Source organism: Herbaspirillum sp. CAH-3, assembly GCF_009668275.1.
GTDB lineage: Bacteria > Pseudomonadota > Gammaproteobacteria > Burkholderiales > Burkholderiaceae_D > Herbaspirillum > Herbaspirillum aquaticum.
Genome location: NZ_VSWE01000010.1, coordinates 221,626 through 241,921, shown reverse-complemented (window position 1 = coordinate 241,921; position 20,296 = coordinate 221,626). Strand labels below are relative to the sequence as shown.

At 62.7% G+C, this 20,296-nt stretch carries 19 protein-coding genes; 9 read left to right on the top strand and 10 right to left on the bottom strand.

Translation table 11 applies throughout. From position 1 onward, the window contains the following. The first annotated feature begins 24 nt into the window (after positions 1-24). Positions 25-1,062: an anthranilate phosphoribosyltransferase gene (trpD, locus tag FYB76_RS14970; RefSeq protein WP_088756142.1), complete on the top strand. Its 1,038-nt coding sequence runs from the start codon at positions 25-27 to the stop codon at positions 1,060-1,062. 17 nt (positions 1,063-1,079) lie between these two features. Continuing rightward, positions 1,080-1,880, top strand: a complete 801-nt coding sequence (gene trpC / locus FYB76_RS14965; RefSeq protein WP_154134152.1) for an indole-3-glycerol phosphate synthase TrpC — start codon at positions 1,080-1,082, stop codon at positions 1,878-1,880. An 84-nt stretch (positions 1,881-1,964) separates the two neighbouring features. On the opposite strand, the gene FYB76_RS14960 is transcribed toward trpC, so the two are convergent. After that, on the bottom strand, positions 1,965-2,738 hold the full coding sequence (locus FYB76_RS14960; RefSeq protein ID WP_154134151.1) for a 3-oxoacyl-ACP reductase family protein: 774 nt from the start codon (positions 2,736-2,738) through the stop codon (positions 1,965-1,967). 155 nt (positions 2,739-2,893) lie between these two features. Between FYB76_RS14960 and FYB76_RS14955 the strand changes: the two genes are divergently transcribed. Continuing rightward, complete coding sequence (locus FYB76_RS14955) at positions 2,894-3,820, top strand: LysR family transcriptional regulator (RefSeq protein WP_154134150.1); 927 nt, start codon at positions 2,894-2,896, stop codon at positions 3,818-3,820. Positions 3,821-3,837: 17 nt separating this feature from the next. On the opposite strand, the gene FYB76_RS14950 is transcribed toward FYB76_RS14955, so the two are convergent. From FYB76_RS14950 to FYB76_RS14915, 8 genes are all read right to left on the bottom strand, one after another. Continuing rightward, positions 3,838-5,244, bottom strand: a complete 1,407-nt coding sequence (locus FYB76_RS14950; protein ID WP_195724647.1) for an MFS transporter — start codon at positions 5,242-5,244, stop codon at positions 3,838-3,840. 213 nt (positions 5,245-5,457) lie between these two features. Beyond that, a complete protein-coding gene (ubiB, locus tag FYB76_RS14945) occupies positions 5,458-7,032 on the bottom strand; it encodes a ubiquinone biosynthesis regulatory protein kinase UbiB (protein ID WP_088756137.1) in 1,575 nt (524 codons plus the stop codon). Further along, the gene (locus FYB76_RS14940) at positions 7,033-7,647 is read right to left on the bottom strand and encodes an SCP2 domain-containing protein (protein WP_195724646.1); all 615 of its coding nucleotides are present in this window, start codon (positions 7,645-7,647) and stop codon (positions 7,033-7,035) included. Positions 7,648-7,825: 178 nt separating this feature from the next. After that, positions 7,826-8,800 (bottom strand): Tim44 domain-containing protein, encoded by a 975-nt coding sequence (locus tag FYB76_RS14935; protein WP_154134149.1) that lies wholly within the window; start codon positions 8,798-8,800, stop codon positions 7,826-7,828. A gap of 129 nt (positions 8,801-8,929) precedes the next feature. Then, positions 8,930-9,664 carry a bifunctional demethylmenaquinone methyltransferase/2-methoxy-6-polyprenyl-1,4-benzoquinol methylase UbiE gene (gene ubiE, locus FYB76_RS14930; RefSeq protein ID WP_039786819.1) on the bottom strand — a complete coding sequence of 245 codons (735 nt, stop codon included), beginning with the start codon at positions 9,662-9,664 and terminating at the stop codon, positions 8,930-8,932. A gap of 81 nt (positions 9,665-9,745) precedes the next feature. Further along, positions 9,746-10,168 (bottom strand): gamma-butyrobetaine hydroxylase-like domain-containing protein, encoded by a 423-nt coding sequence (locus FYB76_RS14925; RefSeq protein ID WP_154134148.1) that lies wholly within the window; start codon positions 10,166-10,168, stop codon positions 9,746-9,748. A 77-nt stretch (positions 10,169-10,245) separates the two neighbouring features. Continuing rightward, entirely contained in the window at positions 10,246-10,698 is a 453-nt protein-coding gene (locus FYB76_RS14920; protein ID WP_154134147.1) for an HIT family protein, read from the bottom strand. 3 nt (positions 10,699-10,701) lie between these two features. Beyond that, entirely contained in the window at positions 10,702-14,703 is a 4,002-nt protein-coding gene (locus FYB76_RS14915; RefSeq protein WP_088756132.1) for an FAD/FMN-binding oxidoreductase, read from the bottom strand. 2 nt (positions 14,704-14,705) lie between these two features. Between FYB76_RS14915 and FYB76_RS14910 the strand changes: the two genes are divergently transcribed. Together FYB76_RS14910 and FYB76_RS26655 are read left to right on the top strand one after the other, a co-directional pair. Further along, complete coding sequence (locus tag FYB76_RS14910) at positions 14,706-14,909, top strand: hypothetical protein (RefSeq protein WP_154134146.1); 204 nt, start codon at positions 14,706-14,708, stop codon at positions 14,907-14,909. Between the two features lie 179 nt (positions 14,910-15,088). Then, positions 15,089-15,226 carry a hypothetical protein gene (locus FYB76_RS26655; protein ID WP_167386309.1) on the top strand — a complete coding sequence of 46 codons (138 nt, stop codon included), beginning with the start codon at positions 15,089-15,091 and terminating at the stop codon, positions 15,224-15,226. A gap of 68 nt (positions 15,227-15,294) precedes the next feature. Here FYB76_RS26655 and FYB76_RS14905 read toward each other — a convergent pair whose 3' ends face one another. Further along, entirely contained in the window at positions 15,295-15,786 is a 492-nt protein-coding gene (locus tag FYB76_RS14905; protein WP_088756130.1) for a YqaA family protein, read from the bottom strand. 335 nt (positions 15,787-16,121) lie between these two features. Here FYB76_RS14905 and ilvA point away from each other — a divergent pair, with 335 nt between their 5' ends. From ilvA to FYB76_RS14885, 4 genes are all read left to right on the top strand, one after another. Beyond that, entirely contained in the window at positions 16,122-17,657 is a 1,536-nt protein-coding gene (gene ilvA / locus FYB76_RS14900) for a threonine ammonia-lyase, biosynthetic (RefSeq protein ID WP_255475313.1), read from the top strand. Positions 17,658-17,741: 84 nt separating this feature from the next. Further along, positions 17,742-18,617, top strand: coding sequence for an NADPH-dependent 7-cyano-7-deazaguanine reductase QueF (gene queF, locus FYB76_RS14895; protein ID WP_154134145.1), 876 nt, complete (start codon positions 17,742-17,744; stop codon positions 18,615-18,617). A gap of 286 nt (positions 18,618-18,903) precedes the next feature. Next, positions 18,904-19,518 (top strand): hypothetical protein, encoded by a 615-nt coding sequence (locus FYB76_RS14890; RefSeq protein WP_154134144.1) that lies wholly within the window; start codon positions 18,904-18,906, stop codon positions 19,516-19,518. Positions 19,519-19,816: 298 nt separating this feature from the next. Then, positions 19,817-20,290 (top strand): PTS sugar transporter subunit IIA, encoded by a 474-nt coding sequence (locus tag FYB76_RS14885; RefSeq protein WP_088756127.1) that lies wholly within the window; start codon positions 19,817-19,819, stop codon positions 20,288-20,290. Positions 20,291-20,296: the final 6 nt, after the last annotated feature.

Genomic DNA, 20,296 nt, shown 5'->3' with positions numbered 1-20,296 from the left:
CCATTACACACATCGAGACAAGACATGCCCATCACTCCCCAAGAAGCGCTGCTGCGCTGTATCGAACACCGCGAGATCTTCCACGATGAAATGCTGACGCTGTTCCGCCAGATCATGGGCGGCGAGATGTCGCCGGTGATGATCGCGGCCCTGACCATGGGCCTGCGCGTGAAAAAGGAAAGCATCGGCGAGATCGCCGCCGCCGCCCAGGTCATGCGCGAATTCGCCACCAAGGTGCCGATGGCCGACACCTCGCGCCTGCTCGACATCGTCGGCACCGGCGGCGACGGTGCCCACACCTTCAACATTTCCACCGCCTCCATGTTCGTGGCGGCGGCCGCCGGTGCACGCGTGGCCAAGCATGGCGGACGCAGTGTCTCCTCCTCTTCCGGCAGTGCCGACGTGCTCGAAGCACTCGGTGCGGACATCAACCTGCAACCCGAGCAAGTGGCGCAATCGATTGCCCAGACCGGCATCGGCTTCATGTTCGCCCCCAATCACCACGCCGCCATGAAGCATGCGGCCCCGGTGCGCAAGGAGCTGGGCGTGCGCACCATCTTCAACATCCTCGGTCCGCTCACCAATCCGGCCGGTGCCCCCAACATCCTCATGGGCGTATTCCATGCGGACCTGGTCGGCATCCAGGTGCGCGTGTTGCAACGCCTGGGCGCACAGCACGCCATCGTGGTCTGGGGCCGCGACAACCTCGACGAAGTCACGCTGGGCGGCGCCACCATGGTGGGCGAGCTGGTCAACGGCGAGATCCGCGAATACGAGATCCATCCGGAAGACTTCGGCCTGTCCATGTTTGCCAGCCGCAACTTGCAGGTCGGCAATGCCACCGAATCGAAGGAGAAGATCTTCGAAGCCCTGCGCGGGGAACCCGGTCCGGTGCACGACATCGTAGTCATCAATGCCGCCACTGCCCTGTATGCAGCCGGCGTTGCGCCTTCCATCGCCGAGGGCCTGCAGACCGCACGCGCGACCATCGCCTCCGGCGCGGCCCGCGCCAAGCTGGACCAGTTCGTCCAGGTGACCCGCCAGCTCGGCGGCAAACATTGAAACCGACAAGGAAGCTCATGTCCGACATCCTCAACAAGATCCTCGACGTCAAGGCCGAGGAAGTCCGCATCGCGCAGAAGCAGCGCGACCTTGCCAGCCTGCGCCGCGATGTGGAAACCGACAGCGAATTGCGCTCGGAACTGCGCAATTTCGAAGAGAGCCTGCGCGGCAAGATCGCCAACGGCCAGGCCGGCGTGATTGCCGAAGTCAAGAAGGCCTCGCCTTCCAAGGGCGTGATCCGCCCCGACTTCAAGCCGGCCGAAATCGCGGTGAGCTATGCCGAACATGGCGCGGCCTGCCTGTCGGTACTGACCGATGAACAATTCTTCCAGGGATCGCCGGACTACCTCAAACAGGCGCGCGCCGCGTGTGCCCTGCCGGTGCTGCGCAAGGATTTCATGATGGATCATTACCAGATCTACCAGGCGCGCTCCTGGGGCGCGGACGCCATCCTGCTGATCGTGGCCGCGCTGGACCATGGCCTGATGGCCGACATGGAAGCCTGCGCCCATGAGCTGGGCATGAGCGTGCTGGTGGAAGTCCATGACCAGGCCGAACTGGAAGCCGCCCTGAAGCTCAAGACGCGTCTGTTCGGCATCAACAACCGCAACCTGCGCACCTTTGAAACCACGCTGGACACCACCCTGAACCTGCTGCCGCGCATCCCGCCGGAAAAGCTGGTGGTCACCGAGTCGGCCATCGCCACACCGGACGACGTCAAGCGCATGCGCGATGCCGACGTGCACGCCTTCCTGGTCGGTGAAGCCTTCATGCGTGCGCCGGAGCCGGGCGTAGAGCTGGCACGCCTGTTCGCCTGACTGCCGCACGCACGAACAAACCTCGCCCGGTGCAAACCGGCGCGAGGTTTTTTTACGTCTTGAGAGTGCCGGGCCCAGCAGCGATCAAGCCGAGAAACCGCCATCGATCATCAGGTTGGCACCAGTGATGTAGCCGGCTTCCGGACCTGCCAGATAAGCCACGAAACTGGCAATTTCCTCCGCCTTGCCATAGCGCGGCAGTGCCATCAAGCCAGTCAGGGACGCAGCAAAGTCGCTGTTGGCCGGATTCATGTCGGTATCGACCGGACCGGGCTGGACATTGTTGACGGTGATGCCGCGCGGGCCGAGGTCGCGGGCCAGGCCCTTGGTCAAGCCGACCAGCGCCGACTTGCTCATGGCATACACGGCGCCGCCGGCAAAGGGGATGCGGTCGGCGTTGGTGCTGCCGATGCTGATGACGCGGCCACCTTCACCCATGTAGCGCACGGCGGCCTGGGTCGCCACGACCACGCTGCGCACGTTCACGGCCAGGGTGCGGTCCAGGTCTTCGAGCTTGAACTCATCGATGTGGCCCAGCGCCAGTACGCCTGCATTGTTGACCAGGATATCGAGTCGGCCAAAGGTCTCGGCGGCCAGGCGGATGGCTTGCTGCAGGGCGGCTGCATCGGAGCTGTCGGCCTGGATCGCCAGGGCGCGGCCACCGGCGGCTTCCACGCGGGAAACCAGGGCTTGCGCCTTGTCCGGCGAAGTGACATAGGTGAAGGCGACGGTGGCGCCTTCGGCGGCCAGGCGCTGCACGATGGCCGCGCCGATGCCGCGCGAACCGCCTTGCACGAAGGCAACCTTGGAGGCCAGGGTGGAGGCGGATGCGGCGGCGGTCTGGATTTGCTTGTTCATGATCTTGCTCCTTGAAAGTGAAGGATTGGCCCCGTTGGCCTGCAGCGGGGTGCTGCTGTGTGCTTCCGGGTTGAAGCAAGTATCGGTGTTTGATTATGTGGCGACTAGCTGGCAATCGCTATCTTCTTTTTAAACCAATGGTTTAGAATCAAGCGATGGAAACCATGACCAGCATCGAATGCTTCGTCGCTGCGGCCCACGCCGGCAGCTTTTCGGCGGCGGCACGCCAGCTCGGCCTGACCTCGGCGGCGGTGGGCAAGAACGTGGCACGGCTGGAGACCTCACTGGGCGTGCGGCTGTTTCACCGCAGCACCCGCAAGCTCTCGCTGACCGAAGCGGGCGAACGATTCCTGCAAGAAGTGGGCGGCGGCCTGCAAGCCATCCGCAGTGCCGTGGCCAATCTGGCCAGCGCCGGCGGGCAACCGGCCGGCACGCTCAAGGTCAGCATGGGGACTGGTTTCGGGCGGCAATACATCGTGCCCTTGCTGGGAGAATTCCTGGGACGCTATCCGGGCATCCAGCCGGACTGGCATTTCGAGAACCGCTCGGTGGATCTCATCACCGAGGGATTTGATGCCGCCATCGCCGGCGGCACCGAGCTGTCGCCCGGCGTGGTGGCGCGCGAGCTGGCCCCGGCGCATCGGGTGCTGCTGGCCTCGCCCGCCTACCTGGAGACGCATCCGGCCTTGCGCTCGCCGGCCGACCTGGCCGAGCATGCGGGCATCCTGATCCGCTCGCCCCAGACGGGACGCGTGCGGCCCTTCTCGCTACGCGACCACGGCGGCCAGCAGGCCCCGGTGACGCTGCAGCAACGCATGACCATGAGCGATGCCAATGCGGCTTGCGAAGTGGCCGAAGCGGGGCTGGGCATCACGCTGGTGTCGATGCCGCACGCCCTGCTCTATCTGGACCGCGGCACGCTGGTACGGGTGCTGCCGGACTGGTACGTGGATACCGGCATGCTCTCGCTCTACTTCACTGCGGCGCGGCTGCTGCCGGCCAAGACGCGGGTATTCGTCGACTTCGTGGTCGAGCACTTCCGCCGCGAGCGCCTGGCGGAGCGCTTTTCGGCGCACCGCTGAAGTCGCGCCGGAGCAGTTCAGCGCTTGCCTTGCGCCGCGCGCATCCCGCCACCGATGTTGCTGCCAGCGTCCCGCGCCAGGCCGCGATAGCCGATCACCGAGATCAATGTCACTACACCGGCCATCGCAAAGGCCCACTGGAAATCGCCCAGCGTGAAATGCGCGCCGCTGGCATCGATCTCCTCGCCCCGCAGCGCCGCCGCGATCCGCAAGGCCAGCGCACCGAAGGCGATGCCCATGCCGATGGTCATCTGCTGCGCCACGCTCCAGAGGGTACTGGCCGAGGATTTGCGGGCATCGCTGATATCGGCATAAGCCAGCGTGGCCAGGGTAGAAAACTGCATCGACCGCGACAGCCCATAACAGAAGATCACCCCCAGGATCACCGGAAGCGGCGTGCTTGGCGTAAGCAAACCGCAGGCAATGATGAGGCAGCCGGCGATGGCCGCATTGTTGACCGCGACGCTGCGGAAACCGAAGCGCTGCAGGATGCGCGTGGTGAACGCCTTCATGCCGAGATTGCCAAGGGCAGTGGCCAGCAGCAGCAAACCCGACTGGAACGCCGTCAGGCCGAAACCGATCTGGAACATCAGCGGCATCAGGTAAGGCACCGCATCCACGCCGATACGCGTAAGCGAACCGGTCAGCACCGTCACCGAATAGGTCGGGATGCGCAGGCTGGAAAAATCCAGCAGCGGATGTTCGATGCGCTGCATGTGCCACCACGCGCCGTACCCGAGCACCACACCCAGGCCCACGAAGCCTAACGCCACCTTGATGTTGGATTCCATATGGCTGGCGATCTCGGTGCCATACAGCAGCGAAGTGAGCGCCGCGCCCGAGAGCAGGAAGCCAATCACATCCAGCGGCCGCTTGCTGTGCCCGTGTTCATTGCGCACCACGCGCATCACTGCAATGAACGCGGCGATACCGAACGGCACGTTCATCAGGAAGATCCAATGCCAGGAAGCATAGGTGGTGATGAAACCACCGATTGATGGTCCCACCACGGGTGCCACGATGGCCGGCCAGGTGATGGTGGCAATGGCTTTCATCAGCCTGTCCTTGCCGGTACTGCGCACTACGATTATGCGTCCGACCGGCACCATCATCGCCCCGCCCAGCCCCTGCAGCACGCGCGCTGCGGTGAACTCCCACACGTTCTGCGAAAAACCGCACAGGATGGAAGCGAACGTGAAGATGGCAATGGCCAATCCGAACACGGTACGCGAACCGAAGCGGTCGGCCACCCAGCCGCTGATGGGAATGAAGACGGCCAGCGTCAGCATGTAGGCCGTCATGCCCAGGCTCAGTTCGTTGGGGCCGACACCGAAGGACTGCGCCATCTGCGGCAAGGCCGTGGCGATGATGGTGGTATCGAGATACTCCATGAAGAAAGTCGCCGCCACGATATAGGGCAGCATGCGCACGCGCGCATCGGACAGGCTGTTGTCGTCGGTTCCCACGGTGTTTTCTGGCCTTTATCGTTTTTGGTTGAACCATGCGAAACGCCGGCATAGGCCGGCGCTTGCTGGAGACAATTCTAGATATTTTCCAAACTATCCAAACTATCCAAACTATCCAAACTATCCAAACTATCTAAATATCTAAATATCTAAATATCTAAATTATTTACATCAATAGAACTTCAGGAAGTGCATCAGCACCTGGATCACGATGATGCCGCCGATGAGCCCGCCGCCGAAATAGACGATCACGCCCAAGAGCATGTTGGTGCGCCGCTGCTCGGCCAGCAGCTTGCGAATCAGCTCGGTGTTCTGCGGCTGGTTCTCGCCTTCGGTGTAGCGCGTCAGCGCCTGGTGCGCCAGGCGCGGCAGTTCCGGCAGCAAGCGGCTGTAACGCGGCACTTCCACCTTCAGCTGTTCGACGAAACCGCGCCAGCCGATCTGTTCGCTCATCCAGCGTTCGAGATAGGGCTTGGCGGTCTTCCACAGGTCCAGGTCCGGATCGAGCTGGCGGCCCAATCCTTCGACGTTGAGCAGGGTCTTCTGCAGCAGCACCAGTTGCGGCTGCACTTCCACGTTGAAACGACGCGAGGTCTGGAACAGGCGCAGCAGCACCTGGCCGAAGGAGATGTCCTTCAACGGGCGGTCGAAGATCGGTTCGCAGCAGGCACGCACGGCGGCTTCGAGTTCATCGACGCGGGTTTCCTTGGGGGCCCATCCGGATTCGATGTGGGCCTCGGCCACGCGCTTGTAATCGCGGCGGAAGAAGGCCAGGAAATTCTGCGACAGGTAATCCTTGTCGTAATCATTGAGCGTGCCGACGATGCCGAAGTCCAGCGCGATATAGCGGCCGAAAGTTTCCGGGGCCACCGACACCAGGATGTTGCCGGGGTGCATGTCAGCGTGGAAGAAGCCATCGCGAAACACCTGGGTGAAGAAAATCTCCACGCCATCGCGCGAGAGCTTGGACAGGTCCACCCCTTCGGCGCGCAGGCGCTCGGTCTGCGAGATCGGAATGCCATGCATGCGCTCCATCACGATCACCGAGGATGAACAATAATCCCAATACATCTCCGGCACCATCAGCAGCGTGGACTCGGCGAAGTTGCGGCGCAACTGGCTGGCGTTGGCCGCTTCGCGCATGAGATCGAGCTCGTCGTGCAGGTACTTGTCGAACTCGCCCACGACTTCCTTGGCCTTCAGGCGACGGCCGTCTTCCCACAGGCGTTCCAGCCAGTCGGCGGCTACGTGCATCAGGCCGATGTCGTGATCGATGATGTCGCGCATGCCGGGGCGCAGCACCTTGACCGCCACTTCCTTGCCATCCTTCAGGGTGGCGAAGTGCACCTGCGCGATCGAGGCCGAAGCCACCGGGGTGCGCTCGAAGCTGGCGAAGAGCTGGTCCGGATGTGCGCCCAGCGACTTCTCGATCTGCTTGACCGCCAGTTCCGAATCGAAGGGCGGCACGCGGTCCTGCAGCAGCGTCAGTTCATTGGCGATATCGGGCGGCATCAGGTCGCGCCGGGTCGAGAGCACCTGGCCGAACTTGATGAAGATGGGACCGAGATCCTCCAGCGCGCGGCGCAAGCGCTCACCGCGTGGGGCGGTCAGGTCGCGCCAGAAGAAGATGCGGTTGATGATGCGGGCAATGCGCGGGGGCGCGAATTCGGAAGCGATGATTTCATCCAGGCCGTAAAGAATGGCCACACGGATGATCTTGAGCAGACGCATGGAACGCAGCAGCATTTAACGACGCTCCAGTTTCTCGATACGCTTGGACAGGCGTTCCAGGTCATCGCGCAGGCGCACGACGTCGGCGGAAAAATCCTGCAACTGGCGGGGGCGGATCAGCATCGGTTGTTCTTCCAGGAAATACTCGGCAAGGTTTTCGGTCAGCTTGCGCTGCGTGGTGCGGGCAGCATCGAAGAGGCCGCGCGCGCCGGAGACGATGCGGGTGGCAGCGACATCGCCGACCACGCGGGAGAGGTCATCCTCGGCATCCCAGCGCAGCTTCTGGCTCAACTGCGAAATGGCATTGGCGAAATCGGCATCGCCTTCCAGCTTGACGTAAGAGACGGCGCGCTCGCGGTTGGCGGCAATCAGCGGCAGGTCAGAGAGCTTCAGGCGGATGGTGACATTGGCCAGCGTATCGGCGGGCACGTCCTGCAGGTAGCCATCGCCGGTCACCTTCAGGCGCAATTGCATCACGCCGGTATCGATGCAGGCGACCTTGCCGGCGTGGGCCATGAGGGTGTCGCGCGCCCACGGCTCCTGGGCCAGCAGGTGGTTGATCACCGCAGCGGCAGGTTTCATCGGATCGAGGCCGGAGACAAGAGTGGACGGATCGGGCAGCACGGACATGGATTCCAGAATCGGGTGGATCGGAGGACTACGGGTTGAGTACGCCGGAGCAGAAAGAATTCCCTCCGCCAAAATAAAACCGCCCGCAAAAGCCGGGCGGTTTCAAGTGTACCAGCTTGGCGCACTGGCAAGGTTCAGGCACTGCAGCTGGCTTGATCCAGCGCGCCTTGCGCCTGCATCAGACCTGCTGGATACCCGCCAGCACCCAGCCGCCGCTGCCGTTGAGCGGCTTGGAGAGATTCCAGATCTCGGCGAAGGGTTCGGCCGAGGCATCCGGCGCTTCCTTGATGAGACCCTGGAAGCGCACCGTAGCCAGGTAATCGAAGGCCATGGTCTCGATGCCCAGCAGTTGCGCGTCGAGCTGCACGACATCGGTGGCATTGGGCGCGGCACCCCGTTCGGTCAGTTGCATGCGCAGTTCGGCGAACATCTCGGGCGTGGTGAATTCACGGATGTCATTGACATCGGCACGATCCCACGCCGCCTGCAGGCGAATGAAGTAGGTCTTGGCATTGCGCACGAAACCGGCCGTATCAAAGCCTTCGGGGATGCCCCATTGCTGGATCTGCGCCGGCTGGGCCGTGCCGCCGTAGCCATTGCCTTGCAGGGCGGCGGGCGGCGCATGCGGGACGGATGGCGGCGGATTGATGTCGCGCAGGCCCGAACCGATTTCCGGTGTGGCACCGGCGGCGCTGCCGATGGGGCTCACGCCCGGCATCGGTGTGGCATAGGCCGGATTGTTGTTCTGTGCTTCACGGCCACGGGCAAACAGACGGACCAGGAAGATCACCGCCGCGCACAGCAGCGCGATGGTCAGCAGCGAACCCAGCATGCCGCCCAGCGCGCCACCGATCCCGAAGTGCGACATCAGCGCACCGAGGCCGAAGCCCAGCAGCGCACCGCCCAGCACGTTGCGCCAAGGGCTGGCGGGCTTGGGCATGGGGGCACTTTGCGGCGCGGCGGCCGGTGCGGCAGGACGGGAAGGCTGGCTGTAGGACGGCGAGGACGGCGCAGAGGGCGCTGCCTGGCGCGAATAGTTGGACGACTGTTTGCCGAAAGAACCACCGCCACCCAGGCGCTTGGCCTCGGCGGGCGACATGATGAGCGAGAGCGACGTGATCGCCAGCAGCAGTGCGAGGAATATTTTTTTCATGGGCTTGCCTCTTGTGGATGATGCCGAAGCTGCGGGCGGCCCGAGGGAAAAGCAAGTCCGCAGAATCGGAGTCATCATTGTCGCCGGGGAGAATTAAGCCAGCCTTAATGCTGGCTCGCCCAGCGTTAATTACATCTTAATGCCCGTATGCAGTGCAGCCACACCGGCGGTCAGGTTGAAATACTGCACGCGGTCCAGGCCGGCCTGTTCCATCATCTGCTTCAGGGTTTCCTGGTCGGGGTGCATGCGGATCGATTCGGCCAGGTAGCGATAGCTGTCGGCATCGTTGGCGACCTTCTTGCCCAGCCACGGCAGGACCGAGAAGGAATAGACGTCATAGGGCTTCTTCAGCGGTTCCCAGACCTTGGAGAATTCCAGCACCAGCAGCTTGCCGCCAGGTTTGAGCACGCGGCGCATCTCGGCCAGGGCGGCATCCTTGTGGGTCATGTTGCGCAGGCCGAAGGCCACCGAGACGCGGTCGAAATAATTGTCCGGGAAGGGCAGCTTCTCGGCATCGCACAGCATGGTCGGGGTGACGATGCCCTTGTTGAGCAGGCGATCGCGGCCCACGCGCAGCATGGATTCGTTGATGTCGGTGAGCCAGACCTCGCCGCTGGGACCGGCCTGCTTGGCGAAGACCTTGGAGAGGTCACCGGTGCCGCCGGCGATGTCGAGCACCTTGAAGCCAGGGCGCACGCCGGCCTGGGCGATGGTGAAGGCTTTCCAGATGCGATGCAGGCCGGCCGACATGAAGTCGTTCATCACGTCGTACTTGGCAGCGACGGAGTGGAACACTTCCGCGACCTTGCGGACCTTTTCTTCTTCTTTGACGGTTTCGTAACCGAAATGGGTGGTGTTGGTCATGGCTGGGCCTGTAACGATGAAGACGACATTATAAGAGACGGGCCAGCGCAGAGCTTGCCCTGGATCAGGAGGCGCCGCGCCTCAGTGCGAATGGCCGCAGCCGTGGCCGCCTGCCACCTCGGGCTGGTGATCGCGCCCGCTTTCACGGGTGAAGCCGGCCGCTTCCAGTTTCTGCAGATAGGCTTCCCACAGGGCGGCCTGGTCACGGCCGAGCTGGTAGAGGTAATCCCAGGTGAAGATGCCGCTGGCGTGGCCGTCCGAGAACAGCGGTTTGACGCCATAGTTGCCGACCGGTTCGATGCCGTGGATCTCGACATCGCGCTTGCCAGTCTGCAGCACTTCCTGGCCGGGCCCGTGGCCGCGCACTTCGGCCGAGGGCGAAAGGACGCGCAGCAATTCAAAGGGCAGGGAAAACATCACGCCATCATCGAACTCGACCTCGACCACGCGCGAAAGCTTGCGCACCTTGAAGGACACCGGAACCGGGGAAGACGGGGCGCTCATGGGCTCTCCCTTGTTGAAATTGGTGAGAAGAAACATCGCACCCGGCTGCGTCACCGCAGGCCGGGCGCTTGCCAGCCTCAGGCCGTCAGGCCCGCCGCATCGAGATGCCGGCGCACAGCCTCGCGCAACTGCGGCAGCAGTGCGCGGCGCGCGGCCAGCGAGGCATCATCGGCCGCACGGCGCGGCTCGGCCCAGACCGGGCTGGGGAAATGGCGATCGTCGGTGAAGCGCGGGATCACATGCCAATGCACGTGCGGGGTCATGTTGCCCAGCGTGGCCAAGTTGACCTTCTCGGGCTGCATCACCTCGCGCTGGGCGGCCTCGACCGCCCACACCGCATTGGCCAGCAGCGTACGCTGGGCCGGGGCGAGGTCGGTCATTTCCTTCACGTGCGCGTGGCAGATCACCCGGCAGAAGCCCGGATAATCGGCCTCATCGACCAACACCACGCGAAACGCGGGATGCTGCCACAGCACCTCGCCACCATCGCCGGCGCACAGCTCGCAAGCGGGAACCACGGAGGCACTCATGGCTTACACCAGGATACGTTCGATGCCGCCATTGTTGGCGCGCTCGACGTATTCCGGCATCCAGTTTTCGCCCAGCAGGTGGCGCGCCATTTCCACGACGATATAGTCGGCAGTGGTGCCGGCATCCTCGTTGTAGCGCGACAGGCCCTGGAAGCAGGACGGGCAGGAGGTCAGGATCTTGACGTCGCCGGTGAAGCCATCGGCGCGGACCTTGTCGCTGCCCTTCTTCATTTCCTCTTCCTTGCGGAAGCGGACCTGGGTCGAGACATCCGGACGCGATACGCCGAAGGTGCCCGACTCGCCGCAGCAGCGATCGTTCTTCTCGATCTTCTGCGCGTCCACCGTGGTGATGAGCGAGTTGACCGTCTTCAACGGATCCTGCTGTTTCATCGGGCTGTGGCAGGGGTCGTGGTACATGTAGCGGGTACCGGTCACGCCTTCGAGCTTGACGCCCTTCTCCAGCAGGTATTCGTGGATGTCGATGATGCGGCAGCCGGGGAAGATCTTCTCGAATTCATAGCCCTGCAGCTGGTCGTAGCAGGTACCGCAGGACACCACGACGGTCTTGATGTCGAGGTAGTTCAGCGTATTGGCCATGCGATGGAACAGCACGCGGTTGTCGGTGATGATCTTCTCGCCCTTTTCGAAGTCGCCGGTCCCGCGTTGCGGATAACCGCAGCACAGGTAGCCCGGCGGCAGCACCGTTTGCACGCCGACATTCCACAGCATCGCTTGCGTGGCCAGGCCGACCTGCGAGAACAGGCGCTCCGAACCGCAGCCCGGGAAATAGAACACCGCCTCCGTATCGGCAGTGGTGGTCTTGGGGTTGCGGATGATGGGGACGATCTTGTCATCCTCGATATCCAGCAGCGCACGCGCCGTCTTCTTGGGCAGGTTGCCCGGCATCTTCTTGTTGATGAAGTGGATCACCTGCTCCTTGACCGGCGGCTTGCCGACGGTGGCGGGCGGTTTCTGGGTCTGCTTCTTGGCAAACTTCTTCATCAGGTCGTTGCCCAGGCGCTGCGCCTTGAAGCCCCACTGCGTCATCACCTTGCGGGTGGCGTTGATGGTGGCCGGGTCGGTGGCGTTCAAGAAGAACATGGCCGCATTGGTGCCGGCATTGAAGGACTTCTTGCCCATCTTGCGCAGCAGGTTGCGCATGTTCATCGAGACATCGCCGAAGTCGATATCGACAGGGCAAGGCGTGACGCACTTGTGGCACACCGTGCAGTGGTCGGCCACGTCCTCGAATTCTTCCCAATGCTTGATGGAGACACCACGGCGGGTCTGCTCTTCATAAAGGAAGGCTTCCACCAGCAGCGAAGTCGCCAGGATCTTGTTGCGCGGCGAGTACAGCAGGTTGGCACGCGGCACGTGGGTCGAGCAGACCGGTTTGCACTTGCCGCAGCGCAGGCAGTCCTTGACGCTGCTGGCAATCGCGCCAATGTCGCTCTGCTGCATGATCAGCGACTCGTGGCCCATCAGGCCGAACGACGGCGTGTAGGCGTTGGAGAGGTCGGCTTCCATGCCGGGCAGGTTCAGGAGCTTGCCCTTGTTGAAACGGCCTTCGGGGTCCACGCGCTTCTTGTATTCGCGGAATTCGCCGATCTCGTCTTCGGTCAGGAATTCCAGCTTGGTGATGCCGATGCCGTGCTCGCCCGAGATCACGCCATTGAGCGAACGGGCCAGCTTCATGATGCGCGCCACGGCGACGTGGGCATCCTGCAGCATTTCGTAGTGGTCGGAATTGACCGGGATGTTGGTGTGCACGTTGCCATCCCCCGCGTGCATGTGCAGCGCCACGAAGACACGGCCGCGCAGCACGCGCTTGTGGATGGCCTGGCATTCTTCCAGGATCAGCTTGAAGGCCGCGCCCGAGAAGATCTGGCGCAGTTGCGCACGCACTTCCTGCTTCCAGGAAATGCGCACGGTGCGATCCTGCACCACGTGGAAGACAGCGGCTTCGGGCTGGTCGATGAGGCGCTGCTCGAACACCGGCAGCATCTTTTCCAGGCCCAGTGCGGCCAGTTCGGCCTTGGCTTCACCCAGCGGCTTGTCCAGGTTGGCCAGCAGGTAGGACCAGCGTGCGTGGGTCTGTTCCAGCAGGCTTTCGGCCTGGTGGACGCGGTCTTCCAGCATTTCGGCGGCGGGGATGTCGTCACCCTCGGCGTCGTCGCTCTTGCCCAGCGGCAGGTTGCCCTTGACGAAGAAGCTGTCCAGTTCGGCCAGCAGTTGCAGCTTGTTCTTGATCGACAGTTCGATGTTGATGCGCTCGATGCCGTCGGTGTATTCGCCCATGCGATTGAGCGGGATCACCACGTCTTCGTTGATCTTGAAGGCGTTGGTGTGCTTGGCAATGGCGGCGGTGCGCGAACGGTCCAGCCAGAATTTCTTGCGCGCTTCCGGGCTCACGGCCACGAAGCCTTCGCCCACGCGGTTGTTGGCCATGCGGATCACTTCCGAGGCCGCTGCCGCCACGGCGTTTTCGTCGTCACCGACGATATCGCCGATCAGCACCATCTTGGGCAGCACGCCGCGCTTGGACTTGGTGGCATAGCCGACGGCGCGCAGGTAGCGCTCGTCCAGGTGTTCCAGGCCGGCCAGGATGGCGCCGCCCTTTTTGGTTTCGGCGTCCAGGTAATCCTTGATCTCGACGATCGAGGGAATCGCATCGCGCGCCTGGCCGAAGAACTCCAGGCAGACCGTGCGGGTCTGCTTGGGCATCTTGTGCAGGATCCAGCGCGCCGAGGTGATCAGGCCATCGCAACCTTCCTTCTGCACGCCGGGCAGGCCCGAGAGGAATTTGTCGGTGACGTCCTTGCCCAGGCCTTCCTTGCGGAATTTCTTGCCGGAGATTTCCAGGATCTCGGTCTTGAAGACTTCGGTCTTCTGGCCCTTTTCACCGGGATGCGACCACTCCAGCTTGAAGCGCGCCACTTCCACATCGTGGATCTTGCCCAGGTTGTGGTCCAGGCGGGTCACTTCCAGCCAGTCGCCTTGGGGGTCGACCATGCGCCAGCTGGCCAGGTTGTCCAGGGCGGTGCCCCACAGCACGGCCTTCTTGCCGCCGGCGTTCATGGCGACGTTGCCGCCGATGCAGGAGGCTTCGGCCGAAGTCGGGTCCACGGCGAAGACGAAGCCGGCCTTTTCAGCCGCATCCGAGACACGCTTGGTGACCACGCCGGCACCCGAATAGATGGTGGCGTAGGGCTTGTCCAGGCCGGGCAGGATTTCCATCTCGACCGCGCCCAGCTGTTCCAGCTTTTCGGTATTGATGACGGCCGACATCGGCGTCAAGGGAATGGCGCCGCCGGTGTAGCCGGTGCCGCCGCCGCGCGGGATGATGGTCAGGCCCAGTTCGATACAGGCCTTGACCAGGCCGGCCATCTCGTCTTCGCTGTCCGGGGTCAGCACCACGAAGGGGTACTCGACGCGCCAGTCGGTGGCGTCGGTCACGTGGGAGACGCGCGAGAGGCCGTCGAACTTGATGTTGTCTTTGGCGGTATAGCGGCCCAGGACCTTGGTGGCGCGCTTGCGCAAGTCATAGGTCTGGCGGAATTCTTCAGCGAAATCACCGATGGCCTTGCGGGCGGCCTTCAGCAAGGCTTCCACGCTGGCGCTGCGGCGCTGGGCCTCGGCGTCGCCGGATTCGGCCAGGTCGGTGGCCAGGCGGCGCTTGTCCACTTCGCCCAGGCGATGGTTCAGCGCCTCGATCAGGGCGGCGCGACGCTTGGGGTTGTCCAGCAGGTCGTCCTGCAGGTAGGGATTGCGGCGGACCACCCAGATATCGCCCAACACTTCATACAGCATGCGCGCCGAACGGCCGGTCTGGCGCTTGCCGCGCAGCTCGTCGAGCAGGGACCAGGAAGCTTCGCCCAACAACCGGATCACGATCTCGCGATCGGAGAAGGAAGTGTAGTTGTAAGGGATTTCGCGCAAGCGCGGTGTCGCGGCGCCATGCGGCGCGTCTGTAAGCAAAGCCTGGATCTGTGCGGGGGCGTTCATCGATGTATGAGGTAAATCTGCTGCCGGAGGTGCATTTTAGCCTATTGGCAAAACTCGCGATGGCCGGACCCGGGTTTTGGGCGCGCTTGCATGAGCTTTGGAAGACCTTGTGCGGCGGATCGGCGACGTTTGCGCTGCAGGCCGGCTCAATAGGCAGCAGCAATTGGATTTATAAATACAATCAATTTTCATTAATTGATTATTGAAATCTATAATCCGCTTCAACTACCCAGCCATCAGGGAAATGCCCTGACCCGTTCCCCCGAGGAGAACCCATGTTGCAAACCCTGATGACCGAATTCCTGGAAAACCTGGCCATTACCCTGGCCGACTATGCCCAATGCAAGGCCTGACCGGGCCGCGACGACGCCACAAGGAGATCACCATGCACACCGCCATCCTCAATGAAGACACCGGCCTGGCCATGAAACTCAAGACCCGCCACTTCGCCGTGCTGGGCGTAACGGCCACCTTCCTGGCCATCCGCTTGCTGGAAAACCTCGTGCCGACCCTGGCAGGATAATTCCAACGTTCCCCCAGAAATGCCAACGGCGCCCTTGCGGCGCCGTTTTCCTTCATCTTTCCAAAAATTTACGCCAGCCAGTTGCCCAGCTTGTGCCAGAAGCCATCCGGCACGTTCAGCAGCAGCCAGGTCATGAGCACATAGCGGATGAACTTGCCGATGGCCATATAGAACACCGATGGCCAGAACGGCAGCCGCAGCCAGCCGGCCAGGGTGCAGATGGGGTCGCCGATGCCGGGCAGCCAGGCCAGCAGCATGGTTTTGGCACCGAAGCGCTCCAGCCAGTGGAACCAGCGCGAGGAGCGCTCCTTGGCAAACGCCTGCTTGGCCCCATAGCCCATCCAATAGTCGACGATGCCGCCCAAGGTGTTGCCGAAGGTAGCCACCAGGATCACCGGCCAGAACATCTCGGGACTGGCCTTGATGACGGCAAAGACCGCCGGTTCCGAACCCAGCGGCAGCAGGGTGGCCGAAATGAAGCTGATCAGGAACACCGAGGTCAGGCCGACGGTAGGAATGGCAAGGATATTGAGCAGCCAGAGGACGGCGGATTCGATCATGCAGGAGGCAGGTAGGTGAAGGGCTGGCCGCAGCCAGGTGGGAAACTTGCCACCCGTCAAGCCGGTCTGGTGGCGCAGCGTGCATTCTAGCTGGTGCCGCCGGGCTTGGATTCAAGACGCGAAGAAAGATTCATCTGCGGCACCGGGCATTGCGCGCTTGCCGTGGCCTTGCCCGGCTCCCTTATAATGTCCAGTTCCCCTGGTCCGGACCGGTGACCTGCCAGCCCGGTCCAGGCGGAAATCCCGAGCGGCTTACCCAGCCTTGATTCCTTTTACCCTGATTGCGATATGACCGCGCCTGAACCCGCTGCTGCTCGCCTGACTTCACTTCATTGATGACCAACATGAGTAACGATTATCTGAAAAAGATCCTGACCGCCCGCGTCTACGACGTCGCCCAAGAAACCCCGCTGGAACTGGCGAATACGCTGTCGCAAAGGATTGATAATCGAATTTACTTCAAGCGTGAAGACATGCAGAGCGTGTTCAGCTTCAAGCTGCGCGGCGCCTACAACAAGATGGCCCACCTGACGCCGGCGCAACTGAAGCGCGGCGTCATCTGCGCCTCGGCGGGCAACCACGCCCAGGGCGTGGCCCTCTCCGCAGCACGCCTGGGCTGCCGCGCCGTGATCGTCATGCCCACCACCACCCCGCAGGTGAAGATCGATGCCGTCAAGGCGCGCGGCGGCGAAGTGGTGCTCTTCGGCGACTCCTTCACCGATGCCTACGAACACGCGCTGACGCTGGAAAAGAAGCAGAAGCTGACCTTCGTCCACCCCTTCGACGATCCTTACGTGATCGCCGGCCAGGGCACGGTGGGCATGGAAATCCTGCGCCAGCACCCGGACCCGATCCACGCCATTTTCGTGGCCATCGGCGGTGGCGGGCTGATTGCGGGCGTGGCCTCCTACGTCAAGGCAGTGCGCCCGGACATCAAGATCATCGGCGTACAGACCACCGACTCCGACGCCATGGCGCGCAGCCTCAAAGCCGGCCGCCGCGTGGCCCTGCCGGACGTTGGCCTGTTCTCGGACGGTACGGCCGTCAAGCTGGTAGGTGAAGAAACCTTCCGCATCGCCAAAGAACTGGTGGACGAAGTCATCATCGTCGACACCGATGCCGTCTGCACCGCCATCAAGGACATCTTCCAGGACACCCGCAGCATCGTCGAACCCGCCGGTGCGCTGGCCGTGGCCGGTGCCAAGGCTTACGTGGAGCGTGCCCGCGCCAGCAAGAAGCCGATCAAGGGCGAGTCCCTGATCACCATCGCCTGCGGTGCCAACATGAACTTCGACCGCCTGCGCTTCGTGGCCGAAATGGCCGACAACGGCGAGGCGCGTGAAGCGGTCTTCGCCGTCACCATTCCGGAAGAACGTGGCAGCTTCCGCCGCTTCTGCGAAACCGTCGGCCCGCGCAACGTCACCGAATTCAACTACCGCATCAGCGATGCCAAGGCGGCGCATGTGTTCGTCGGTATCCAGGTGTCGGCGGCGGATGAAGCGGGCAAGATCGCGCGCAACTTCGAGAAGGCAGGCTTTGGCGTGCTGGACCTGACCCATGATGAACTGGCCAAGGTCCACATCCGTCACCTGGTGGGCGGCAAGAGTGAACTGGCGGGCGATGAGTTGCTCTATCGCTTCGAATTCCCGGAGCGTCCGGGCGCGCTGATGAAGTTCCTCTCCAGCATGAACCCCGGCTGGAACATCAGCCTGTTCCACTACCGCAACCAGGGCGGCGATGTCGGCCGCATCCTGATCGGCCTGCAGGTGCCGAAGAAGGAGATGAAGGAATTCCGCGCCTTCCTGGCCCAGCTGGGCTATCGCCACTGGGACGAAACCAGGAACCCGCTGTACAAGCTCTTCCTCGGCTGATCAACGCCGACGCCGCGCGCCCCGTCAACGGCGCGCGGCGGCAACATCACAGAACGTCACCCGCAGCACCGCAGGAGTATTCACATGGACCACACCACCCCGTCCGCATCCACCATCGGCCACACCCCGGAAAGCTCGCCCCTGGGCAAGAGCTCGGAATATCCGACCCATTACGATCCCAGCCTGCTGTTCCCGATTGCGCGCGCGCCCAAGCGCGCCGAATTGCAGATCAGCGGCACCCTGCCCTTCTTCGGCGCCGACTTCTGGACCGCCTATGAGATCTCCTGGCTGAACCTGCGCGGCAAACCCCAGATCGCCATCGCCACCTTCATGGTGCCGGCCGATTCGCCCAACATCATCGAGTCGAAGTCCTTCAAGCTGTACCTGAACTCCTTCAACCAGGAACGCCTGGAAAGCGCCGACGAGCTGATCACGAAGATGCGCGCTGATCTTTCGGCCGCCGCCGGCGCCAGCGTGCAGGTGACGCTGACCGAATCGTCGCAGTTCGGCCAGTTGCAGTTCGGCGAACTTTCGGGCCTGCTGCTGGACCGCCTCGATGTGGAAATCGAACCGGCCGCTACGGGCGCCCATCCCGATGGCAGCCTGCTGCGCGCCAATACGGAGGAAGCCACGGTGGAAGAGACGCTGGTGTCACACCTGCTCAAGTCCAACTGTCCGGTGACCAGCCAGCCCGATTGGGGCAGCGTGCAGATCCAGTACGTGGGCGCGCCCATCGACCAGGAGCGGCTGCTGAAGTACATCATTGGCTTCCGTGAACACAATGAATTCCACGAGCAATGCGTGGAACGCATCTTCACCGACATCCTGCGCCACTGCAAACCGCAGAAGCTGGCGGTCTATGCCCGCTACACCCGGCGCGGCGGGCTGGACATCAACCCCTGGCGCAGCAATTTCTCCAGCGCCAAGCCGCCTTCGCAATTGCGCAACGCGCGCCAGTAAGACCTCCCTCCGCCGCGGCGGCCTGCCGCGGCCTGTCAACAAATTGTTACCAGATCTTGCAAGCGGTCAGCTTGTCGCCCCGGGTGGGTAGTGATCGCGATTGTGATTTGGTAACATCTTGTTTTTGAGCAATACCCTCATCACGGGATTTTTTTACCTTCGTCCCGGTCCATCCCTTGCAGATGAGCTTGCGGGCGTCTCGCCTTTCTGGCCTCCGGCCGCTTCAACCCCTGTTCTCACCGCTTCCCCGTTGTCGCGTTTTTTGCATTTCCGTTCCATCACCACCATGAAAACCACCTCCCAGCCCCGGCGCCAGGCCGACTCCTTCACTTTTGCCCCAATGCTGCGCAATGCGGCACTGGCGGCAGCCGCCACCCTGGCCATCGCGCCGGCCGCCCATGCCGAGGACAACCAGTACAGCCTCTGGCAGCAGACCCGCGACCACGCGGCCAACATCTGGAACCAGGGCGATGGCGCTCTCTATTTGTCAGGGGTGGCGCATCATGGCCGCAGCACCTATACCCGCGAAAAGCTCAACGAACTCAACGAACACGCCTGGGGCCTGGGCTATGGCAAGACCTTGCGCAATGAACAGGGCAATGATGAATCCCTGTACGGCTTCGTCCTCAAGGATTCGCACCGCCATCCGCAGTACATGGCCGGCTATGCTTATGAATGGGTGTTCCCGATCGCCCATACCGGGCTGGAACTGGGCCTGGGCGGTACCGCCATGCTCATGAGCCGCCAGGATTACTTCCACAGCGTGCCCTTCCCGGTGCCGCTGCCGCTGGCCTCCATCGGCACGCAGAAGGCCAAGATCATGTTCGCCTACGTGCCGCGCCTCTCGGCCAACAAGAACAATGGCGACGTGCTGCTGATCTTCGGCCGCATCGAGATGTAAGACGCCAGCGGCGTGGCGGCTCGCCTGCGCGCTGGCTCATCCATCATCGCGCGCCACGTGGTCCGATGAGCGATGAGCCAGGCCGACGATCTGCACATCGTCGCCAACCATCACCGTATCCTGTCCCTTCAGGCAAGATGTTGCCAAAGATCATCTGCTTGAAGGCAACAACTCGCGACAATTCGGGGTTTTCTGCCCGAAATCCCCTCCTGTTCAGCGCTTTCAAAGCATTCCGGCATCGGCAAAGAAGCCTATAATCCTGCTCAAAGCTTCAGTCCGTAGCAATTCCTTGAGCGTCATGACTAATCTCGCAAAAATCCTGTCTCCAGAAAACGTGGTTCTGGATCTGGAAGTGTCCAGCAAAAAAAGAGCTTTCGAACAAGCCGGCCTGACCTTCGAAAACAACAGCGGCATCGCGCGCTCCACCGTTTCCGAAAACCTGTTCGCACGAGAGCGCCTGGGTTCGACCGGACTGGGGCATGGCGTGGCCGTGCCGCACGGCCGCATCAAGGGCCTGAAGGCGCCGCTGGCGCTGTTCATGCGCCTGGCCGCACCGATTCCTTTCGAGTCGCCTGACGGCCAGCCGGTCAAGCTGCTGGTGTTCCTGCTCATTCCCGACAATGTGACGCAGCAGCACCTGGAAATCCTCTCGGAAATCGCCGAGATGTTTTCCGATGATGCCTTCCGCAACGAACTGACCGTCGAGCCCGACCCTGCCGTGGTGCATGCGCGCATCGTGACCTGGCAGACCTCGATGGAAAAAACCGGCTGAGGCCGG

Excerpts from the sequence above, each read along its gene's own strand:
- trpD (WP_088756142.1), top strand. The coding sequence starts at position 25 with ATGCCCATCACTCCCCAAGAAGCGCTGCTGCGCTGTATCGAACACCGC.
- trpC (WP_154134152.1), top strand. The coding sequence starts at position 1,080 with ATGTCCGACATCCTCAACAAGATCCTCGACGTCAAGGCCGAGGAAGTC.
- FYB76_RS14960 (WP_154134151.1), bottom strand. The coding sequence starts at position 2,738 with ATGAACAAGCAAATCCAGACCGCCGCCGCATCCGCCTCCACCCTGGCC.
- FYB76_RS14955 (WP_154134150.1), top strand. The coding sequence starts at position 2,894 with ATGGAAACCATGACCAGCATCGAATGCTTCGTCGCTGCGGCCCACGCC.
- FYB76_RS14950 (WP_195724647.1), bottom strand. The coding sequence starts at position 5,244 with ATGCTGCCCTATATCGTGGCGGCGACTTTCTTCATGGAGTATCTCGAT.
- ubiB (WP_088756137.1), bottom strand. The coding sequence starts at position 7,032 with ATGCTGCTGCGTTCCATGCGTCTGCTCAAGATCATCCGTGTGGCCATT.
- FYB76_RS14940 (WP_195724646.1), bottom strand. The coding sequence starts at position 7,647 with ATGTCCGTGCTGCCCGATCCGTCCACTCTTGTCTCCGGCCTCGATCCG.
- FYB76_RS14935 (WP_154134149.1), bottom strand. The coding sequence starts at position 8,800 with ATGAAAAAAATATTCCTCGCACTGCTGCTGGCGATCACGTCGCTCTCG.
- ubiE (WP_039786819.1), bottom strand. The coding sequence starts at position 9,664 with ATGACCAACACCACCCATTTCGGTTACGAAACCGTCAAAGAAGAAGAA.
- FYB76_RS14925 (WP_154134148.1), bottom strand. The coding sequence starts at position 10,168 with ATGAGCGCCCCGTCTTCCCCGGTTCCGGTGTCCTTCAAGGTGCGCAAG.
- FYB76_RS14920 (WP_154134147.1), bottom strand. The coding sequence starts at position 10,698 with ATGAGTGCCTCCGTGGTTCCCGCTTGCGAGCTGTGCGCCGGCGATGGT.
- FYB76_RS14915 (WP_088756132.1), bottom strand. The coding sequence starts at position 14,703 with ATGAACGCCCCCGCACAGATCCAGGCTTTGCTTACAGACGCGCCGCAT.
- FYB76_RS14910 (WP_154134146.1), top strand. The coding sequence starts at position 14,706 with ATGTATGAGGTAAATCTGCTGCCGGAGGTGCATTTTAGCCTATTGGCA.
- FYB76_RS26655 (WP_167386309.1), top strand. The coding sequence starts at position 15,089 with ATGCACACCGCCATCCTCAATGAAGACACCGGCCTGGCCATGAAACTC.
- FYB76_RS14905 (WP_088756130.1), bottom strand. The coding sequence starts at position 15,786 with ATGATCGAATCCGCCGTCCTCTGGCTGCTCAATATCCTTGCCATTCCT.
- ilvA (WP_255475313.1), top strand. The coding sequence starts at position 16,122 with ATGACCAACATGAGTAACGATTATCTGAAAAAGATCCTGACCGCCCGC.
- queF (WP_154134145.1), top strand. The coding sequence starts at position 17,742 with ATGGACCACACCACCCCGTCCGCATCCACCATCGGCCACACCCCGGAA.
- FYB76_RS14890 (WP_154134144.1), top strand. The coding sequence starts at position 18,904 with ATGAAAACCACCTCCCAGCCCCGGCGCCAGGCCGACTCCTTCACTTTT.
- FYB76_RS14885 (WP_088756127.1), top strand. The coding sequence starts at position 19,817 with ATGACTAATCTCGCAAAAATCCTGTCTCCAGAAAACGTGGTTCTGGAT.